The sequence below is a fragment of the Pseudomonas sp. W5-36 genome (assembly GCF_046540455.1).
Lineage (GTDB): Bacteria > Pseudomonadota > Gammaproteobacteria > Pseudomonadales > Pseudomonadaceae > Aquipseudomonas > Aquipseudomonas graminis_B.
Genome location: NZ_JAXCIQ010000008.1, coordinates 17,662 through 36,970 on the forward strand (window position 1 = coordinate 17,662; position 19,309 = coordinate 36,970).

The 19,309-nt window shown below is 60.7% G+C and carries 13 protein-coding genes; 8 read left to right on the top strand and 5 right to left on the bottom strand.

Annotation, left to right across the window (positions count from 1 at the left end; translation table 11 throughout):
* Positions 1 to 181 precede the first annotated feature (181 nt).
* The 3 genes from SLW74_RS15265 to sthA all read left to right on the top strand — a co-directional run bounded on the left by SLW74_RS15265 (position 182) and on the right by sthA (position 10,932).
* Complete coding sequence (locus SLW74_RS15265; protein WP_410929393.1) at positions 182 to 4,768, top strand: dermonecrotic toxin domain-containing protein; 4,587 nt, start codon at positions 182 to 184, stop codon at positions 4,766 to 4,768.
* A 310-nt stretch (positions 4,769 to 5,078) separates the two neighbouring features.
* A complete protein-coding gene (locus tag SLW74_RS15270; RefSeq protein WP_410929394.1) occupies positions 5,079 to 9,302 on the top strand; it encodes a dermonecrotic toxin domain-containing protein in 4,224 nt (1,407 codons plus the stop codon).
* A 235-nt stretch (positions 9,303 to 9,537) separates the two neighbouring features.
* Positions 9,538 to 10,932 carry a Si-specific NAD(P)(+) transhydrogenase gene (gene sthA / locus SLW74_RS15275; protein ID WP_065989599.1) on the top strand — a complete coding sequence of 465 codons (1,395 nt, stop codon included), beginning with the start codon at positions 9,538 to 9,540 and terminating at the stop codon, positions 10,930 to 10,932.
* Between the two features lie 42 nt (positions 10,933 to 10,974).
* On the opposite strand, the gene SLW74_RS15280 is transcribed toward sthA, so the two are convergent.
* Complete coding sequence (locus SLW74_RS15280) at positions 10,975 to 11,697, bottom strand: glycerophosphodiester phosphodiesterase (protein WP_065989601.1); 723 nt, start codon at positions 11,695 to 11,697, stop codon at positions 10,975 to 10,977.
* Between the two features lie 45 nt (positions 11,698 to 11,742).
* A complete protein-coding gene (locus SLW74_RS15285; protein WP_065989706.1) occupies positions 11,743 to 12,336 on the bottom strand; it encodes a PilZ domain-containing protein in 594 nt (197 codons plus the stop codon).
* Positions 12,337 to 12,484: 148 nt separating this feature from the next.
* Between SLW74_RS15285 and SLW74_RS15290 the strand changes: the two genes are divergently transcribed.
* The 4 genes from SLW74_RS15290 to queF all read left to right on the top strand — a co-directional run bounded on the left by SLW74_RS15290 (position 12,485) and on the right by queF (position 16,770).
* Positions 12,485 to 13,735 (top strand): lipoprotein-releasing ABC transporter permease subunit, encoded by a 1,251-nt coding sequence (locus tag SLW74_RS15290; protein WP_410929395.1) that lies wholly within the window; start codon positions 12,485 to 12,487, stop codon positions 13,733 to 13,735.
* Between the two features lie 7 nt (positions 13,736 to 13,742).
* Positions 13,743 to 14,426, top strand: a complete 684-nt coding sequence (gene lolD, locus SLW74_RS15295) for a lipoprotein-releasing ABC transporter ATP-binding protein LolD (RefSeq protein WP_167355799.1) — start codon at positions 13,743 to 13,745, stop codon at positions 14,424 to 14,426.
* A gap of 68 nt (positions 14,427 to 14,494) precedes the next feature.
* A complete protein-coding gene (locus tag SLW74_RS15300) occupies positions 14,495 to 15,739 on the top strand; it encodes a lipoprotein-releasing ABC transporter permease subunit (RefSeq protein WP_065989608.1) in 1,245 nt (414 codons plus the stop codon).
* Between the two features lie 200 nt (positions 15,740 to 15,939).
* Positions 15,940 to 16,770 (top strand): NADPH-dependent 7-cyano-7-deazaguanine reductase QueF, encoded by an 831-nt coding sequence (gene queF, locus SLW74_RS15305; RefSeq protein ID WP_410929396.1) that lies wholly within the window; start codon positions 15,940 to 15,942, stop codon positions 16,768 to 16,770.
* A gap of 94 nt (positions 16,771 to 16,864) precedes the next feature.
* Here queF and SLW74_RS15310 read toward each other — a convergent pair whose 3' ends face one another.
* Together SLW74_RS15310 and SLW74_RS15315 are read right to left on the bottom strand one after the other, a co-directional pair.
* Complete coding sequence (locus SLW74_RS15310; RefSeq protein ID WP_065989610.1) at positions 16,865 to 17,128, bottom strand: DUF4404 family protein; 264 nt, start codon at positions 17,126 to 17,128, stop codon at positions 16,865 to 16,867.
* Between the two features lie 110 nt (positions 17,129 to 17,238).
* Positions 17,239 to 17,874: an HAD family phosphatase gene (locus SLW74_RS15315; protein ID WP_296306032.1), complete on the bottom strand. Its 636-nt coding sequence runs from the start codon at positions 17,872 to 17,874 to the stop codon at positions 17,239 to 17,241.
* Positions 17,875 to 18,075: 201 nt separating this feature from the next.
* On the opposite strand from SLW74_RS15315, the gene SLW74_RS15320 reads away from it, so the two are divergent.
* Complete coding sequence (locus SLW74_RS15320; RefSeq protein ID WP_192134241.1) at positions 18,076 to 18,777, top strand: VacJ family lipoprotein; 702 nt, start codon at positions 18,076 to 18,078, stop codon at positions 18,775 to 18,777.
* 98 nt (positions 18,778 to 18,875) lie between these two features.
* On the opposite strand, the gene SLW74_RS15325 is transcribed toward SLW74_RS15320, so the two are convergent.
* Positions 18,876 to 19,175, bottom strand: a complete 300-nt coding sequence (locus SLW74_RS15325; RefSeq protein WP_065989616.1) for a PilZ domain-containing protein — start codon at positions 19,173 to 19,175, stop codon at positions 18,876 to 18,878.
* Positions 19,176 to 19,309: the final 134 nt, after the last annotated feature.

Here is a 19,309-nt window from a genome sequence, read left to right on the forward strand (position 1 = left end):
CTGGCGGTTGGCAATCAGAACGCCCCGCCCATCGACCACGGACCTCCCGCTGCGCCCACGCGAAAACAATATTTATGTATCCCATCGATGGACTCATTCCCGGTTTAACTCCCCGCAAATTCTCTCAGTGCCTGACAGGCCCCTGAGGGATCCTCAATCCCTTGCACGAGTTAACCGGCAAATGAGCCCGAAATTTGACCTGATTGCTGCGGCTTCCCGGCGACCGACCCTGAATGACGTCGCGATCAAGCAGCTGCATTGCGCAGTGCAACAACAATTCCCGAACCTTGAAATCGATCCCGAGATTTCCGTCATCACCCGTACGGGACCCGACGGCATTCAGCGCGCGGAAACCCTGCTCAAAAATCTTCAGCAGGCATTTCTGACACGGAAAACCCCACGCTGGCGCGCCGGCGCCAACACCTTTGTCATCGATCCCGCCGTCCGGGACGCGACTGCGACGCCAATCGATCTTGACCAACTGAATATCCTGGTCGATACAGTTGCTCTGGACCTGAACGACCAGTTTCAGCGAGCGACGGTGGAATTCTGGGGAGCGTCGGCGGCAGACGGGCAAACTCTCTGGTCACGCCTCGCCGATGCGTTGAAGAAGGGTTATCTGAAGGCGCTGGACGACACCCCGGGGTTGCCCGAAAACGAGGGGGATTTCCTGCGTCCCCTCGCTTCTTTTTCCGATCAGACCCAGCGCAATTTCATGGTGAGTCTGGACCAGGCCCATCCGGACGATGTCATTCGCGCCTGCATCCCCCAGGGGGTGGGCGCCTCGTCACCGGCGTCAGTGCTGCCCGTGCTGGCGGCGACCGGTGTCTGGGGCGGCACGGAGATGTTCTTTACCTGGCAGTCGCCGGGCCTCCTGGTCAGGCATGGCTCGCTGACCGACCTGATAGCCAGCATCGATACTCCTCAGTCCGTCGCCCATCCCCAGACCTGGGCGCTGCGCGAGGTTGAGGGTGATCTGTTCTACGCGCTGGCGCAGTCGATACTGGCCCAACAACTGCAGCAGATCGCCCGGCAGGACCCCGCCGACGCGGAGGATTTTGCTGATCTCGATCGCCGTATGGCCGCTGCCACCGACATCACGCCTTTTTTGCTCCCGGCCGTCCCCGGGATGCAAAGCCCCGAGACGCTTCCGGACTGGTTGCGCAACGCCAATGTTGCCGACCGAATGGATTTCAGCCGTCGAATGATTGCCGTGGCGAGCGCTCCGTCGGGGGCACCCGGCACGTTTAACCAAGACCTTCCGCCGTTGCTGGATTACGCCAGCCAGCAACTGCAGCGTGAAATGCTCGCCGATCACCCGGAGGCCGCGGATCTGCTGATCGCCGATCTGGACGTGGTTATCCGCAAAGTGATCGCCGCTGCCATTCCCAGCGGTGGTCAAGTGGTCGCCTCAGGCCTGGTCGAGCCCGTACGCATGAGCCTTGCCGAGTTTGCGCTGGAAAACCTTTCCGGCGAGCCGGCCGGTGCGCTGCACGTCGTGCACAGGGACGGCACGCCGGCGCCGGACTGGTTCAGTGGCGATTATCTGCGGTTGCTCGTGTGTCAGGTGGACATCGGGCGCCACTATCCGGCGCTGCTGAAACGGGTGTTGGTGACTGACCCCGTTGAGTCCGCCAAGCGACAGGGGGCTTATATTGCCCAGCTTCGCGCTCAACTGCCTCTGCAGGCGCTGGAGCTGAAAATGCGTGGAGAAGGGCATTTCTGCGACAGCGCCTATCAGCACGTTATCGCCCTCGTGCAGCCGCCGCAGCAGCGCCCTCCAGCGCTGCGCAACACGACCCTGCGTCCGCTGGCCTTCCACGCAACGGCGGGGTCCCAGGCGGATGAGGTCGCCAACATGTTCGTGATCGGTGATCGCGATACGACCCGAGGACCGGTGTTGCTGTACCGGCCGTTTTCCCGCCAGTCGCTGACTGAGTTCACGTCCTGGGCTGCGCTGCGTACCGCGATTGTCGAGCCGGGCGAACTTCAGGACGACGTACTGACGTGGATGGACGATCACGCACGGCAGATCTACGCCAATGGCGGCTTTGATCAGCCCCATGTCGTGCGCTTCGGCCAGGGGTCGGAGTTCGCGCCCCTGGAGACGCCGACGCCTGCACAGCTGGCGGTCGACGAAGTCGTCGGTGATCCGCTGGTTGCGCTGTTCAAGGCCAACGCGTCCGCACTGATCCAGCTGGCGGACAGGCAGTCCACCTCCAACGCCGAAAGCCGCTGGGCGCTGCTCAAACGTGGCGGCTGGCTGGCGCTGGAATCGCTCATGCCTTTCATGTCGGGGCCGGTCGGCCACGCGCTGTGGCTGGTTCAACTGATGAGCGAAACCCAAGGGGCCCTGGCTGAAGACGGCAATGCCACTGCCAGCGAACGCAGGGAATCCATGGGCAACGTGCTGCTGACGGTGGCGATGCTGCTGTTGCACAGCTCGCTGGGCGAGGCCGCCATCCCCGGTCGCCAGCGCGTTGCCCGGGTTGTGCGACCGACGCTGGCGGATCTGCTCACAGCGGCGTCGACGCCTTCAAGCGCTTCAAGCGCGTCGACCCCGATCATTCCGGCCCCCGCGCCTGATCCTGTTGCCATGCCGGCCAACCTTGAAAACCGGCTCGACTTCACCTGGTCTCGACCCGATCAGAGCCTGACTACGGTGCAGAAGCTCGCGCTGCGGTCGTTCGAAATTCTGCCGACGCCCGAGCTGCCGCAGCCGTCGGACGCTCCTGGCACCCACGGTCTGTATGAGCAGGACGGCGCCTGGTATGCCCACGTCGACAACGCCGTCTTCAGGGTTCAGGTCGATGATGGTGACGTGCAGATTGTTCATCCCCACAACCTTGAACGCACCGGGCCATGGCTGATGCGCGAGGGTGATGTGTGGCGTCTGGACCTCGGGCTGCGACTGCGTGGCGGAGGGCCCAAGCGCAGCGCCCGGCAGTTGGCCCTGGAAAATGCCGCCCGGCTCAAGCGCGTCAACGCCGAGAAGTCCGAGCTGCTGAAGCGTCAGAACGATCTGTACATTCGCATTGTGGCGAACGACAACCGCATTGATGCCACGCCCCTCGAACAGCACCACGAGGTCATTGCGCTGATCGAGACAGACGTCCGTGCCGTGATGGAGATCATTGACCGCAAAAACGAGCTCGACCAGTCGCTGCGTCCTGCCGACCGCACCCCGGACAAAACCTATGCCACGGACCTGCAAGGCATCGCCCGGCGGATTTGTTTGCTGGAGGGCGTGCTGCTCAGCGACATGCTCGTCGTGGCCCAAGAAGACCTGGCCCGGATGCGCGCGGTGTCCAGAACCGTTTCGCCGGAGAATGTGGGGCTTTATCTGGGGTTGTTCGAAAAGTCCCTGGTGCTGCAAGAGAGCGGCGTGCACTGGGCGATGATCAGAGAGGGGCTGTGGCAAAGGTTGCGCGAGGTGCCAAAGGTGGGCGAGGCCTACTGGCGTACGGAGGCGCTGGAGTTCTACAACAACCGCATGTTCTCCCTGATTGATTGGCGCGCCAGTCGCATGTGGTCGTCCCTGGAGTTGTGTTTCAGTGCCGAGAGCGTCCTCGATACCCAAAGAGCTGTCAGGTTCAAGCGTCTGCTCGACGACGACTCGCTGCACGCCGCACTCACCTCCCAGGCGGAGCTGGAAAGGCCTCACGATTACACGATCGCTGAACAGATCGGCGTGCTGGAGAGCTCGCTCAGGGAGTATGACCGGGCCTCGATCGTCGCCCTGGCCACCTTCGAGAGTGAGCCCGAGGTGGTCAATCCCACGCACTTTCACCGGTTTTTCGAAGACCTGTCGGCGATTTCCGATCGGGCCGAGCATCGGCTGTCGGCCCTGATACGCGAGAGCGAGGAACCCGCCGATACGCCTGCGGAATATGTCCCGAGGGTCAGGCAGACTCGCAAGCGAGTCATCAAGACCCGAGGGCAGCGCACATTGATCGGCCGACTGCGTGAAGGCGAAGAGCCCTCACTGGGTGAAGTCGTTGAGGTCAAGGCGGCCACCGGTGATCGCGTGGTCGGCGCGTACCACCAGCACGCGGAGGGGGAATGGGTCGAAATTGAGGAGCAGCCACGCAAGCCGGTCAATCGCGACAGCATCGTTCCACTGGCAGAGCTCATGCGTCGAAGCCGCGCCCTGCTGGAACGGGTGGAGCCCGAGATTGCCAGCGCGGTGCGTCAGTCACGCCGTGCCAACGAGCCCGAGGACATGGAAGACATCCTGGTGCAGAAGGCCGACAAGCTTGGCGAGCTGGTGGAAAAACTGCAGATCCATCTGGACGACCCCGATGCGGGAGAGGACGGCGCTCGGTCGCTGCAGGCGGTGCTCGACGATTTGCAGGCGGGCCAGTCGCGGTTTCGCGAGCAGGGGCGCCAGCTGCGTATCGAGATGATCAAGCGCCAGCCGCCGACGGCCAGTCGCATCAGTTATCTGGATCGCCAGCACGAGGTGCACATCGCCCGGGTGGAGGGGAGGAAAAACATGTCGGGAGCCCGTCGCAACGATTTTGTGCAGGAGTATGCGATCCGCGACAAGGACGACCATCTCCTGTGGTGGGCGCATTTTCACTACGCCACTGAGCACGCGGCGGCGGATGCCTTCACTGCCGCGCACCTTAAACTCCCGGAACAGCGGCTGATGGGTTACAGCGCGATGCTCAAGGCCGCCAAGGACAACAAGGAAGTGGTGAGCATTTATCGCAGCGCCATCGGCAAGGAACTGGCGCAGCGGTTGTTTCTGCATCTGGCCGAGTAATTCCTCAGGCTAGGGCAAAGGCAGATGCCTGGGCGTGCGATTTTTTTAGGATTCGTTATTTTTATGCGTCCTCTGCTACCGAACCAAGCCTGGACTTCGGACACCGCATATTTGTAACGAATCCGTAAGAGTAGCGGATAGCAATCAGAAGCTAGCCTGCACACTTGGCTGGCCTTGCAAATGTATTTCCTGCGCAATATTTGTTTATGGCATCGCCCGGACGAATCCGCTGTTAACTCGCTTGAAATGTCCCGGTCCGACAGCCCTTGGCAAGGCCGGGCCAGACATCAATCTGCGAGTTAAAACCCTAATGAAATTGAAGTTTGACTTAATCGATACGTTTTCCCGCCGTCCTACCCTCGCGCCGCTGGCGTTACAAGCCTTGCGCGATGCGCTCCAGGTGCAATTTCCAGCCCTTGAAATCGATCCACAGGTCGTACTCATCACCCGCACTGACAGCGCTGGCAAGCCCAGCTCCGAAACGCTGATGGAGTACTTGCAACAGAGCTTTTCAACCGGTAAGACGCTACGCTTTGAAGCCGATCAAAACACCCTGACCACTGATCCGGCCGGCCCGATGCCGGTCGCCTTGGAGATCGACCTTACGCAGTTGGCTATTGTGGTCGACAGCGTATCCCTGGGCCTTGTCGAACAATTCATGCAGTCTCTCGTCACATTCTGGGACAGCCCTGGCAAAGATGGCATCACCCCGTGGAAATGCCTGGCTCAGGTGCTGGCGCAGCAAAGTGCGAATGAGGCAGGCGCCGTGCAGGCCGGCGGCGCCAGCGAAGTAGACGTGGTTGCCGAGCCCGGCGCTGCAGATTTTGAACAACAAGCTCTGGACGTATTGGAGGGCCAGCTGCACGAGATACAGGATGTACTGGCCTTAGGACTTGGCGAATTCGACGAGATCGAACGTTATCTGGCAAAAGTCACCGATGTCTCCGGGCTGCTTCGTGACGCGTCGACAGCGAAGATCGCCCCGCGCCTGTCTCGCCTCGATCAACTTCCCGACTGGTTGCGCAATGCACCTGCGGTGGATCGCCTGGATTACAGCCGCACCCTTGCAGCGCTGGCGGTGGTGAGTGCCCGTGCAGAGGGAAAATCCTGGGACGACGATCTGCCGCCGATTCTTGAGTACGCCAATAAAGCGCTTCAGGATCGTATGCGTGAAGATCATCCAGAAGCAACGGCGCTGACGTTCAATGACGTCACTGTCCACATCGCAAAAGTCACCGCGGCGGCCGTGCCTTCAGGCGGTCAGATCGTCACCGTGGGCAGCGTCGAACATATCAAGATGGATGTTGCCTCTTTCGCTCTGGATAATCTGTCGAGCCTGTCAAACGACACGCTTACGTTGTCCCTGCGCGATGGCGGCCCGCTGCCCGCCTGGCTGACGGCTGACTATTTGAAGCAACTGGTGAGGCGCGTAGACATTGGTCGCACCTACCCTGCCTTGTTAAGACGTTATCTCATCACCGACGCTGCTCAGGTCGCGACCCGCCAAGCACTGTTTGCCGATCAATTGCGCGTACAGCTGCCTCTCAAGGCGCTGGAACAAAAGATCCGTGGTGAAGGGCATTTGACGCAGGCCGGCTATCGTTGTGTGCGCTCGCTGTTACAGCCGTCGACGCAGACTGCCGCCGCCGTGCTTCGCCCGCTGGCGTTTGTGGCTGAGCCAGGCGCCCCGGCAGACTCGGTGAGCAATATGTTCGTCATAGGCGGCGCCGACTTGGCGATTGGGCCGTTTGTGCTGTATCGCCCCTTTGACAAAGTGCCGCTCACCGAATTCGCCAGTTGGTCGGCGCTGCGCGATGCCGTTGCGCAGGACGGTGATTTGCAGGACCAGGTGCTGGCGTGGATGAGCGAGCATGCGGCGCAACGCTACGGTAACGGCGGCTTTGCCCAGCCGCACCTGATGCGCTTCGGTCAGGGGTCGGATTTCGCCCCGCTGAAGGTTCCCGCACCGGCGCAGCTGGACGTAAGCCTGGTTCAGGGCGATGTCTCTTCTGCTTTGTTCAACGCTAACGCCAGGGCTTTGGCCGATCTGGCGGACCTTGAGTCGGTGTCCAACGCAGAAAGCCGATGGGCGCTGATCAAGCGTGGCGGCTGGTTGGCGCTGGAAGCGGTGATGCCTTTTCTTTCCGGCTCTGTGGGCTCTGCCCTTTGGCTGGTGCAGGTCATGGTCAGCGTGGATCAGGTGCTGGCGGCTGAGCGTCGCAAGGCGAAGGGTGAGGGTGTCGAGGCATGGAATACCTTGCTGCTGACGATCTCCATGATTCTCCTGCATCACGGGTTTACCGATCAGTTGGAGCTGTCCGGACGTCCCTTGTCTTTGAAACGTGCGGTGGGCAGGCCGGGTAATCAGGCAGACTTGCCGATCCCGGATCAGGTTGATCTGCCGAAAGTCGACGCAAAGCGGGTGGATTTTTCCTGGTCCAGTGCCAGTCATCATCTGACCGAGGCCCAGACTGAGGCCTTGGAGCGCCTGAAAGTGTCGCCTGAACCCGTGCTGGGAGCACCGTCTGCGCAGCCAGAAACAGAAGGTCTCTTTCAGCAGGACCAACGGTGGTTTGTGCGCCTGAGTACCGGGGTCTACGAAGTGGCGCTTGACGAAGAGGGCGCCTCTATTGTCAACACTGGTAACCCGTCAGCAAACGGTCCTCGTCTGCATCGCGTCAATCAGGCATGGACGCTGGACTTGTCGCTGCGCTTACGTGGAGGAGCCCCCAAGCGAAGCCTTCGGCAACTTTCCCTGGAAAACGCGGCAACGCTCAAGCGTGTGACCGAGGCGAAAGAGCTACTGGATAAGCGTACATATGCGCTTTACAAGAAATTCGTCGACTGGGACGTCGAGTTCCAGGCATCGTCCGAGCGGGTGCCGGCTGAGCTCATCTCACGCTTTGAAACCGACTTGAAGGAGATATGCGCCAACGTCGAGCAGAAGAAACAGTTGGATCTGGAACTGCGTCCGGCTGACCGCGCGCCAGACAAGACGGTTGGAAAAGAACTGCAAGCGGTGTGTCGGCGCATTGCATACTTTGAAGCCATGCTGCTTGAAAACATGCTGAAACAGGCGCGCACTCAAATGGCTTTGTCGGAAACCCTCTCCGAGAGCAGCGTCACGCATTCCAACGTCAACTTGTATTTAGCGCTGTTTGAGGATCTTCTGGCTCTGCAAAACCGAGGCGTACACTGGTCTGACGTGAGAGAAGGGTTCTGGCGCGATAACGTTCTGGAGCTGCATCAAGGCGGTCTGTGCACCCATATGAATTGGCGAGTAAGTCGATTGTGGTCGCTTTTGGAATTGACCTTCAGCAAGGACGAGATCCTTTTAGGACAGGGCGCCAAAGAGCTCAAGGATCTGCGTGCCGATGAAAGGCTGCACGCCGCGTTCAGTTCGCACGCAGAATTGGAAAAACCCAACGATTACACCCCTGCCGAAGAAACCAGTGTGCTGGAAAGTTCGCTGCGCGAGTATGAGCGCGGTACGCTGATTGCGACGTATGCTCACGAAAGTGCACCCGACGCCATGGTCCCGGAGTACTTCAGTCGTTTTCTCGAAGACTTGTCGTGGATTTCAGATCGCGCCGAGCACCGCCTCTCGGAGCTGATTCGAGAGAGTGCCGAGCCGCCAGCGCAACCGTCCGAATATGCGCCCAGACTCAAGCAACCTCGCCGACGAGTGTTCAAGACTCGTGCTCAGCGCACGCTCATCGGGCGCCTGCGCGAAGGCGAGTCGGATTTGCCGGGCGTTGTGCTCGATGTGACGCAGGCTGCGGGCGACGCTGTGATCGGCACCTACCATCTGCACGAGAACGGTGAATGGGTGGAGGTCAAAGTCGTGCCCGCCGCCAAACCGATGCGTGGCGAAACTACGGTTGCTCTGGCCGAGCTAAAGCGTCAGGCGACGGCCGGGCTGGCGCGTATCGAGCCGGATATCAGCACTGTGCGTCGTCAGTCTGCGCGTATCAGCGAGCCGGAAGACATGCAGGACATCCTTGAGCAAAAGGCCGAGAAACTGAGTGCATTGGCTGACAAGCTTTTGGCTCCCCTGGCCGACAGCCCCCGGAGCGAAGAGCCCGGGAGCACCTTGCAGTCGTTGATCGATCAATTGCGATCCGGGGCCGCGCGCCTGATCGAAGAGGGCCGCACTGTGCGCGTCGCGATGATCAAGAATCAACCGCCTACGGCCGCGCGGCTCAGTTACCTGGCACGCGAGCGAGAGGTCAATATCGCCCGTTTCGATGGGCGCAAGAATATGTCAGGCGCCAAGCGCAATGACTTTCTTCAGGAATACGTCATCCGAGACAAAGATCAGCGCGTGCTGTGGTGGGCTCATTTCCATTACGCCAGCGAAGCGACGGCTGATGACGCCTTCACAGCGGCGCACCTGAAAATACCGGAGCAGCGCTTCATCGGGTACAAGGCGTTGGTCAAGGCCGCAAAAGACGATGGCGCGGTGGTGACTGTTTACCGAAGCGCTATAGGTAAAGACGTTGCCCAACGGTTGTTCCTTGGTCTGGCGTCTTAATGCGCCCCGCGTCCTGCGACTGAGGTGGCGGGACGGGGGCGGTCTGAGGGTCTGCTGTGCAAAAAAGGTGTGTAGCGTGACAATATTCGCCTACGACGCGACCAAGGGTTAATGTTCGCGGCGGCGCTGGACGTATAGACTGCGTCGCGAGTTTTCATTCTTCTCGCCGCTGGCTGCGGCGTGAGTTAGCCAGAGACGCCAGAGTGGCGCTCTCGGCCCGTTCTAAGGAGTACGCATGGCTGTCTACAACTACGACGTAGTGGTACTGGGTTCCGGCCCCGCAGGTGAAGGCGCGGCGATGAACGCTGCCAAGGCCGGGCGCAAGGTGGCAATGGTCGACAGCCGCCGGCAGGTCGGCGGCAACTGCACCCACCTGGGCACGATCCCGTCGAAGGCCCTGCGTCACTCGGTCAAACAGATCATCCAGTTCAACACCAACCCGATGTTCCGCGCCATCGGTGAGCCACGCTGGTTTTCCTTCCCGGACGTTCTGAAGAACGCCGAGAGGGTCATCAGCAAGCAAGTGGCGTCGCGCACCGGTTACTACGCCCGCAACCGTGTCGACGTGTTCTTCGGCACCGGCAGCTTTGCCGACGAGCGCAGCATCGACGTGGTCTGCAATACCGGAATCGTGGAAAAACTGGTCGCCAATCAGATCATCATCGCCACCGGCTCGCGGCCTTATCGCCCGGCCGATATCGACTTTTCCCACAAGCGCATCTACGACAGCGACACCATCCTCAGCCTCGGTCACACACCACGCAAACTGATCATCTACGGCGCAGGGGTCATCGGCTGCGAATACGCGTCGATTTTCAGCGGTCTCGGCGTCGAGATCGAACTGATCGACAACCGTGACCAGTTGCTTAGCTTCCTCGACTCGGAAATCTCGCGGGGCCTGAGCTATCACTTCAGCAACAACAACGTGATGGTTCGCCACAACGAAGAATACGAGCGCGTTGAAGGGCTGGACAACGGCGTGATCCTGCACCTCAAGTCCGGCAAGAAGGTCAAGGCCGACGCTTTGCTGTGGTGTAACGGCCGTACCGGCAACACCGACAAGCTGGGTCTGGAGAACGTCGGCATCAAGGCCAACGGTCGTGGACAGATCGATGTCGACGAAGCCTACCGCACCAGCCAGCCGAACATTTATGGCGCCGGCGACGTGATTGGCTGGCCTAGTCTGGCCAGCGCAGCTTATGACCAGGGTCGTTCGGCGTCGGGCAGCGCGGTCGACAACGGCGCGTGGCGCTTCGTCAACGATGTGCCGACCGGGATCTACACCATTCCCGAGATCAGCTCCATCGGTCAGAACGAACACGACCTCACCATCGCAAAAGTGCCGTACGAAGTGGGCAAGGCGTTTTTCAAGAGCATGGCCCGCGCGCAGATTTCCCACGAGCCGGTCGGCATGTTGAAAATCCTGTTCCACCGGGAAACCCTGCAGATCCTGGGCGTGCACTGCTTTGGCGACCAGGCATCGGAGATTGTGCACATCGGTCAGGCGATCATGAATCAGCCGGGCGAGGCGAACACCCTCAAGTACTTCGTCAACACCACGTTCAACTACCCGACCATGGCCGAGGCTTATCGGGTAGCGGCGTACGACGGCCTTAACCGGCTTTTTTGAGCGGCTCCGGCCGGTGGCCTGAGCCGGCCGGGGAGACCGATTTCAGTACTTCCCAAGGGTGGCGCTGGCCAAACCGGGAAAGTCTGTAATCAGGCTGTCAACGCCGAAGTCAGCGAGCCTGCGCATGAGCGCGGGCTCATTGACTGTCCAGACAGACACGTGCAGGCCCTGATTCTGTGCTTTCTTCAGGCGCTCTGGCGTGCACAGCGTCCAGTTCAGCGCGAGAATTTCGCAGCCATACCCCTGAGCCACTTTCAGTGGGTCGAGCCAGGCGTACTCCGCCACCAGCCCGCGTGAGATGTCCGGCGTCAGCTCCAGGGCCGCGCGCAGCACTTCCCGAGAACTCGACGTGATGGTTACTTTGTCCAGCAACCCGTGGCGCTGAGCCATTTCGCGGATGGCCAGCACGGTCGTCGCCGCGCGGGTGCGTGACGCGCTTTTGACTTCAAGCTGCCAGTGGTCGAAGGGACACTGTTCGAACAGTTCTTCCAGACGAGGAATGGGGCAGGGCTGCACCCAGCCCGGTCCGCCCTTGCGCGCGTCGTAGGTGACCAGATCGGCGGCATCGTGTTCGACGACCTTGCCGCGCCGGTCGGTGGTGCGCTTGAGCGTCGGGTCATGGATCACCATCAGCTCGCCGTCGCGGGACAGATGCAGGTCCAGTTCGCAGCGTTTGACGCCGTGTTTGAGGCATTCCTGAAAGCTGGTGAGGGTGTTTTCCGGTGCTTCGCCCTTGGCGCCGCGGTGGCCGTAAATAATGGTCACAATCACTCCTTGGTACGCATAGCGCTGGAATAAGTCGAGCTGGAATCAGTTGGGCTTGACGTCTGGGTCACTTTGCTCACGGGCCAGGCGTCGCTGCGCGGCTTGTCGTTGCAGGATGTGTCGGGCAAGCAATTGGCGCTGGGCATCGGTGAGGTCGATCCACTCGCTGCCGACGTCAAAATCGCCGATGGCCAACGCATCGCAATGTGTCACCCGGGCGCGCAGCATCATCCCCGAAGCCTGGGGCATCAGCACCATTTTCACCGACAGCAAGGTGCCGGGCGGGAAGGGTTGAGGGGTCACGAATTGCAGACCGCCCTCGGACATGATCACGCGCTGGGGGGCGCCCAGCTTGCCCAATGCGGTGTGCGCAACCACTTGACCGAGCAGGTCGATGCGTTTGCTCATGGCCCGAAGGAAGCTGTTGGTGGTGCGGTCGCGATCATCCAGCTGACGCAGCAGGTGCTGGGATTCGAACTCGGCGACGTGCAATTCGCTCAGCAGATCGAACAGCGTGGAAGTGTCGTGATGGCCAGGTTCATCTCCCGTCTCTGGGCCGGCGATGCGGTTAATTTCCAGTGCGACGCTGTCCTCGATACGGTAGTATTCGCGGCGTTCTTCTTCATCTAGTGTCGGCATGGCGAACCCATGGTAGCGGCGATTGTCAGAGTGATTGCTCAAAATCATGGCTCGGCTTTTCGAGCATGATTCGGCGGTGATTCGAGTGTAAAGCCGCTGGCCCAGGCCCGCCACAAGGACGTTCCCATTCCTTCGAACAAGCCCCTAAATGTTCAGACCTCTTTTTGTATTTATCGGTACGCGCTACACCCGTGCCAAACGTCGTAATCATTTTGTCTCTTTCATTTCCCTGACGTCGATGATCGGCCTCGCCCTGGGCGTGGTGGTGATGATCGTCGTGCTCTCGGTCATGAACGGCTTCGACCACGAGATGCGCACCCGCGTGCTGGGCATGGTGCCCCACGCAACCATCGAGTCCGGCGAGCCCATCAATGACTGGCAGGCCCTGGCCGCCCGCGTCAAACAGAATAAACAGGTCGAAGCCGTTGCGCCGTTTACCCAGATGCAAGGCCTGCTGACCAACAACGGCAACGTGCAGAAGATCCTGCTCAACGCCATCGACCCGGCGCAGGAGCGCAAGGTGTCGATCATCGACGGCTTCATGAAGCAGGGCAGCCTCGACGATCTGGTCGCGGGCGGCTTCGGCGTGGTGATCGGCGACAAGGCCGCGACCAAGCTCGGTGTCGGCATGGGCGACAAAGTCACCTTCGTGTCACCCGAAGTCACCGTGACCCCGGCGGGCATGTTCCCGCGCATGAAGCGCTTCACCGTGGTCGGCATCTTTCATGTCGGCGCCGGCGAGCTGGACGGCTACCTGGGCGTTACCAACCTGCAGGATCTGGCGCGGCTGCACCGCTGGAAGCCGGATCAGGTGCAGGGCTTGCGCCTGAAGTTCACCGACCTGTTCAAGGCGCCGCGTACGGCGTACGACATCGCCCAGAATCTCGGCGAGCATCAGTATTACTCCCGTGACTGGACCCGCACCCACGGCAACCTGTATCAGGCGATCGGCATGGAGAAATCCATTATCGGCCTGCTGCTGTTGCTGATCGTGGCGGTGGCGGCGTTCAACATCATTTCTACGCTGGTCATGGTGGTGAACGACAAGCGCGGCGACATCGCCATTTTGCGCACCCTGGGTACCACCCCGGGCCAGATCATGGCGATCTTCATGGTCCAGGGCACGGTTATCGGCGTGGTCGGAACATTGATCGGCGCCGGTGTCGGCATTCTTGCGGCGCTCAACGTCAGTTCGGCGATCTCGGCGCTGGAAGGCCTGATCGGTCACAAGTTTCTCAATGCGGATGTCTACTTCATCGACTATCTGCCTTCGCAATTGATGGCCCAGGACGTGCTGCTGGTATGCGGCGCGGCGCTGGTCCTGAGTTTCCTCGCCACCCTGTATCCGGCTTGGCGTGCTGCGCGCACCCAGCCGGCGGAGGCGCTACGTTATGAGTGAGTCGGGCATGAGTGATAAAGCTGTACTGAGCTGCCGCAACCTGGGCAAGTCCTACGAGGAAGGTCCGGAATCCGTGGTCGTCCTGTCGGGACTGCAACTGGAGTTGCACCCGGGCGAACGCGTGGCGATCGTCGGCAGTTCGGGGTCGGGCAAAAGTACCTTGCTCAACTTGCTCGGCGGCCTCGACACGCCGACCGAAGGCAGCGTCTGGCTGGCGGGCGAAGAGCTGTCGGCGCTGAACGAGAAAGCCCGCGGCCTGCTGCGCAATCGCGCCCTTGGCTTCGTCTATCAGTTCCACCACTTGCTGGCCGAGTTCACTGCGCTGGAAAACGTCTGCATGCCGCTGCTGATCGGCAAGACGCCGATTCCGGAAGCGCGTCAGCGCGCAACCGCCCTGCTGGAGCGGGTAGGGCTCAAACATCGACTGGCGCACAAGCCATCGGAGTTGTCGGGTGGCGAACGCCAGCGGGTGGCAATTGCCCGCGCGCTGGTCAACCAGCCGGGTCTGGTCATGCTCGACGAGCCCACCGGCAACCTTGATTCGCATACCGCCCAAGGGATTCAGGACCTGATGCTGGAACTCAGCACGTCGTCGCGCACAGCGTTTCTGGTGGTGACCCACGACATGACGCTGGCCCGGCAGATGGACCGCGTGTGGCGTCTTGAAGAAGGCCGTCTGGTCGAAGCCTGACCCGCACAACCGGTGCCTTTCGGGCATCGGCTTTTTACTTTCAGCTGCTTAGTTACGGTGCTCCACGAATGTTCAGACCGTTATCCATCTTTATCGGTACGCGCTACACGCGGGCCAAGCGTCGCAACCACTTCATCTCGTTCATTTCCATGACCTCGATGATCGGGCTGGCGCTGGGCGTGCTGGCGATGATCGTGGTGCTGTCCGTGATGAACGGTTTCCAGCAGGAAATGAGCTCGCGGATCCTCGGCATGGTTCCCCATGCGGTGATCTCCGGAGTGAAGCCGCTGGACGATTGGCAGCCGGCTGCCAAGGCATCGCTCAAGGATCCGCAAGTCACCGCCGCCGTGCCGTTCACTGAAATGGACGGCATGCTGTCGTACAAGGGGTCGATGCAGCCGATTCAAATCAACGGCGTCGATCCGGCGCTGGAATCCAAGGTCTCCATCGTGACCCAGCACATCGTGCAGGGCCGGTTGCAGGACTTGAAGGCGGGCGAGTTTGGTGTGGTGATCGGCGAAATCACCGCCCGGCGCTTTCGCCTGAACGTCGGCGACAAACTGACGCTGATCGTTCCGGAAATCAGCAGCGCCCCAGGTGGCATCACCCCGCGTTTGCAGCGTTTGACGGTGGTGGGCGTGTTCAAGGTCGGCGCTGAACTGGACGGTTCCATGGCGCTGGTGAACGTCGCGGATGCTGCGGTGATCCAGCGCTGGCAGCCCAATCAGGTGCAGGGCGTGCGCCTGGCGCTGACCGATCTGTACGCCGCGCCCCAAGTGTCCACGGCCATTGCCGCCGGACTCGGAGCGGACTACAAAGCGGATGACTGGACCCACAGTCAGGGCAGCCTGTTCAGCGCCATGAAGATGGAAAAGACCATGATCGGCCTGTTGCTGCTGATGATCGTTGCCGTGGCGGCCTTCAACATCATCGCCACGCTGATCATGGTCGTGAACGACAAGGGCGCCGACATCGCGATTCTGCGCACCATTGGAGCCACTCCCGGGCAGATCATGGCCATCTTCATGGTGCAGGGCACCGTCATCGGCATCGTCGGCACCGTCATCGGCGGCGTGCTGGGCGTGATCGCGGCGATCAACGTCAGTCAGATCGTCGGCTGGGTCGAGCGGGTGACAGGCCAGCACATCTTTACCTCGGACGTGTACTTCATCAGCAACCTTCCGTCGAAGCTCGAAGGCAGCGATGTGGCGCTGATCTGCAGTGCCGGCTTCATCCTCAGCTTTCTGGCGACGATCTACCCGGCCTATCGCGCCGCGCAGATTCAGCCGGCCCACGCCCTGCGCTACGAGTAGGAGAGGGATCAGGGGCTGACCCGCGGCGAAGAGCAATGACGCCACGGGTCTGGCGTCCGCGTGCAATATTCCCGGGCATGGCCAGGGGGCACGGTCGGTAAGTTGGCGATCAGTCAGTAAACGCTGAAAACCCGGGCCGAACCCGATAAACTTCGCGGCCTTGGTTTTTACAGCCGCTTTATTCAGGTTCAGGTCCCGCCATGCATCCCGCAGCCGAACACTCGCCGCTGGGCAAGTCCAGCGAATACATCGCCACGTACACCCCGTCTCTGCTGTTCCCGATCCCGCGCGCTGCCAAATGGGCGGAGCTGGGCCTGACCGCCGAGACGCTGCCTTATCAGGGTGTCGATTTCTGGAATTGTTATGAGCTGTCCTGGCTGCTGCCGTCGGGCAAGCCGGTGGTGGCCATCGGTGAGTTCAGCATTCCGGCGGACTCGGCCAATATCATCGAATCCAAGTCGTTCAAGCTGTACCTGAACTCGCTCAACCAGACTGCGTTCGCGTCTGAAGCCGAGCTGATCGCCACGTTGGAGAAAGACCTCTCGGCGGCCGCAGGCAAGCCGGTTGGCGTCCGCGTTCGCAGTCTGAAGGACATCGAGGCCGAGGGTATCGTCGCGGTGCCGGGTGTGTGTGTCGATGACCTGGACGTGAGCATTTCAAGCTACGACCGGCCTCAACCCGAGCTGCTGCGCTGCGATGAGTCGCGAGTGGTGGACGACGCGCTGCACAGCCATCTGCTCAAATCCAACTGCCCGGTGACGAGCCAGCCGGACTGGGGCAGCGTCGCGGTGGAGTACCGTGGCGCGGCGCTGGATCACGCAAGTTTTCTGGCGTACATCGTCAGCTTCCGCCAGCATTCGGATTTCCACGAGCAGTGTGTGGAACGCATCTTTATGGACCTGAAGCGCTTGCTGAAGCCAGAGAAGCTGACGGTGTATGCGCGTTACGTGCGCCGCGGCGGGCTGGACATCAATCCGTACCGCAGCACGGAAACACTGACGCTGGAGAACGGGCGTCTCGCGCGGCAGTAACTTCTCGACCACTTTCTGCACGTTAACGCACTGTGGGAGTGACCGGGGTGGAACGCCATCCCCGTCATTCCCACATGAAGAGGGACGGGATGATTCAGATCCCCATGCTGCCCAGGGTTACCAACACATTGCGCAGCGTGCCGGCGATGGTCGGGTGATCGACTTCAAACCGCTCGACCGCCAGGTTGACGCCATCGGCAATGCTCGGGTCCTGGGAGACTGTTTCGAGTTCGATCTGCGCCTGGATCTGCTCCATGACCTCAGTCAGGTTCCCGCGCTCTTCCAGCGTCAGCTGCGGATTTTGCTCAAGCTGCTCGCGCAACGTGTTGAGTTGTAGTTGCAAGTCACTGACGGACATGGGGTCTTCCTTAATGTGATGGGTCTCACGATGGACCGCAATGCGAAGGCAAAGGTCCTTACCGCTCTAGACTAATCCACTCCCGGCCGCCGTGCATGACCGCTGTCAGCTCAAGGCTTTTCCGACTTCTGCCGGCGCAGCGTGATATCCGCCAGGCAGGACTCCAATTCCCCCAAGTGATCGATGACCGAATGCGCGCCGGCGGCATACAGCTCAAGGGTGGCGCGGCCGCGACGGCGCTCGCGATCCAGGTCGCTCAGCGCTTCCCATTGCTCGGGTGACAAACCGCACAGCGGCCCGCAGGACGCGAGCCCGACCGTCCACAGCCCTGCGTTGATTCCGGCCATGAGCAGACGCGGATCACCGCTGACCAGCACGCAGCCGTCCAGTTGCATGACGCCAAGGATCATCAGCGCCTGCCAACACGCATCAGGTGCTGGCCAGCGGTGGGTTGGCGGGGGCGTGGGCAAAATCAGGTTGCTCAGTGGCGCAGCCAGTTGATCGGTAACCGGGGAGGGGTACTCATCGATCCAGGCGCAGGGAATGCCGTGCTGCTTGAGGTACTTCAGTGCGTTGATTGCACCGGGCGCCGGCGCTGCAAAGGATTGGACGTCATGGGAGGCGAGGGACTTGCCATCGGCGGCAAGCAGCGTGCGTGTCTGGGCGCCGAAGTCGACGAGGCATCCGCTGAGTCCGAACAACACAGCGGTGAACGGCGGAACAGCGACGGCAACCGGGGCGAGCATGGCATTCCCTCTCAAAGCCGTAGACGCTAAGGGATTGCCATGACAAATCGATGACTAAACGATGACAGTGACTCGGGATGTTTATTGCCCTACAAAACCCTGACCATTTCAGCGACGTAAATAGTCACAGAAGGCTTTATACTCTCGCCTTTGGTTTGGGGCGTAGCGCCCGCTTCATTACTTTGACTGGGAGTCTCAGCTATGCCCGAGAACGGTGCTGGCTTTATTAATCGTCTGGTTCGAACGTGCGTCTGGGCCAGCCTGGCCGTGGCGCCGATGGCTGCAAACGCGGCAGACGAAGATCCGTGGGAAGGCGTCAACCGTGCGATTTTCCGTTTCAACGACACCGTCGACACCTACGCGCTGAAACCCATCGCCCAGGGCTATGAGTTCATCACGCCGCAGTTCCTCGAAGACGGCATTCACAACATGTTCAAGAACGTCGGCGAAGTGACCAACTTTGCCAACGACGTGCTCCAGGCCAAGCCTGAGGCCGCTGGCGTCGACACCGCGCGCCTGATCTTCAACACCACGTTCGGTCTGCTCGGCTTCTTCGACGTCGGCACCAAGATGGGCCTGCAGCGCAACGACGAAGACTTCGGTCAGACCCTCGGTCACTGGGGTGTTGCCAGCGGTCCGTTCGTGATGCTGCCGCTGTTCGGTCCCAGCACCGTGCGTGACGCATTCGCCAAATACCCTGACACCTACACCCAGCCTTGGCGGTACATTGATCACGTGCCGACGCGCAACACCGCGCTGGGCGTGAGTCTGGTCGATACCCGCGCCAGCCTGCTGTCGGCTGAAAAGCTGATCAATGGCGACAAGTACATCTTCATCCGCAACGCTTACCTGCAGAACCGTGAGTTCAAGGTCAAAGACGGCAAGGTCGTCGACGACTTCTGATTCAGCCGGTCCGTAAAACGATGCAAAAAAAGGCGACCTTAGGGTCGCCTTTTTATTTTCGCTATTTTTCGAAAATGTGACGGAGTTCCGGGCTGCCGTCACTTGATCTTCAAGATCGTCAGGCCCAGCCTCTGATCGCCGCCGTCGATGTCGGCAATCCACACCACCTCGGTGTCGGCCTCCAGGCCCTTGAGCGCGGCATGCTCGGAATCGATGCTCACGCTGATCTTGTCACCCACCTGAAACGAGCGCGGCGCCTGTATCTGCATGCCGGAGCTGGATAAATCCACGCACACCGCCGGGATAATCTGGCCGGCGTAGATCAGACTGATGTCCGCATCGACCCGCATGCGAATGTAATCCCGTTTTTCTTCGTAATCGCGATCGAGCTGACCCATGGCACATCCTTTGTTTTGATTGCTGATTTAACGGTTCTTATAACTCCGGGTGATTTGCGATGTAAAGACGCCGCTCGGCAGCCGGGCCACGCTTGAAACGCCAGGCGGATGGGAGTACCGTCTGCGCCTTGAAG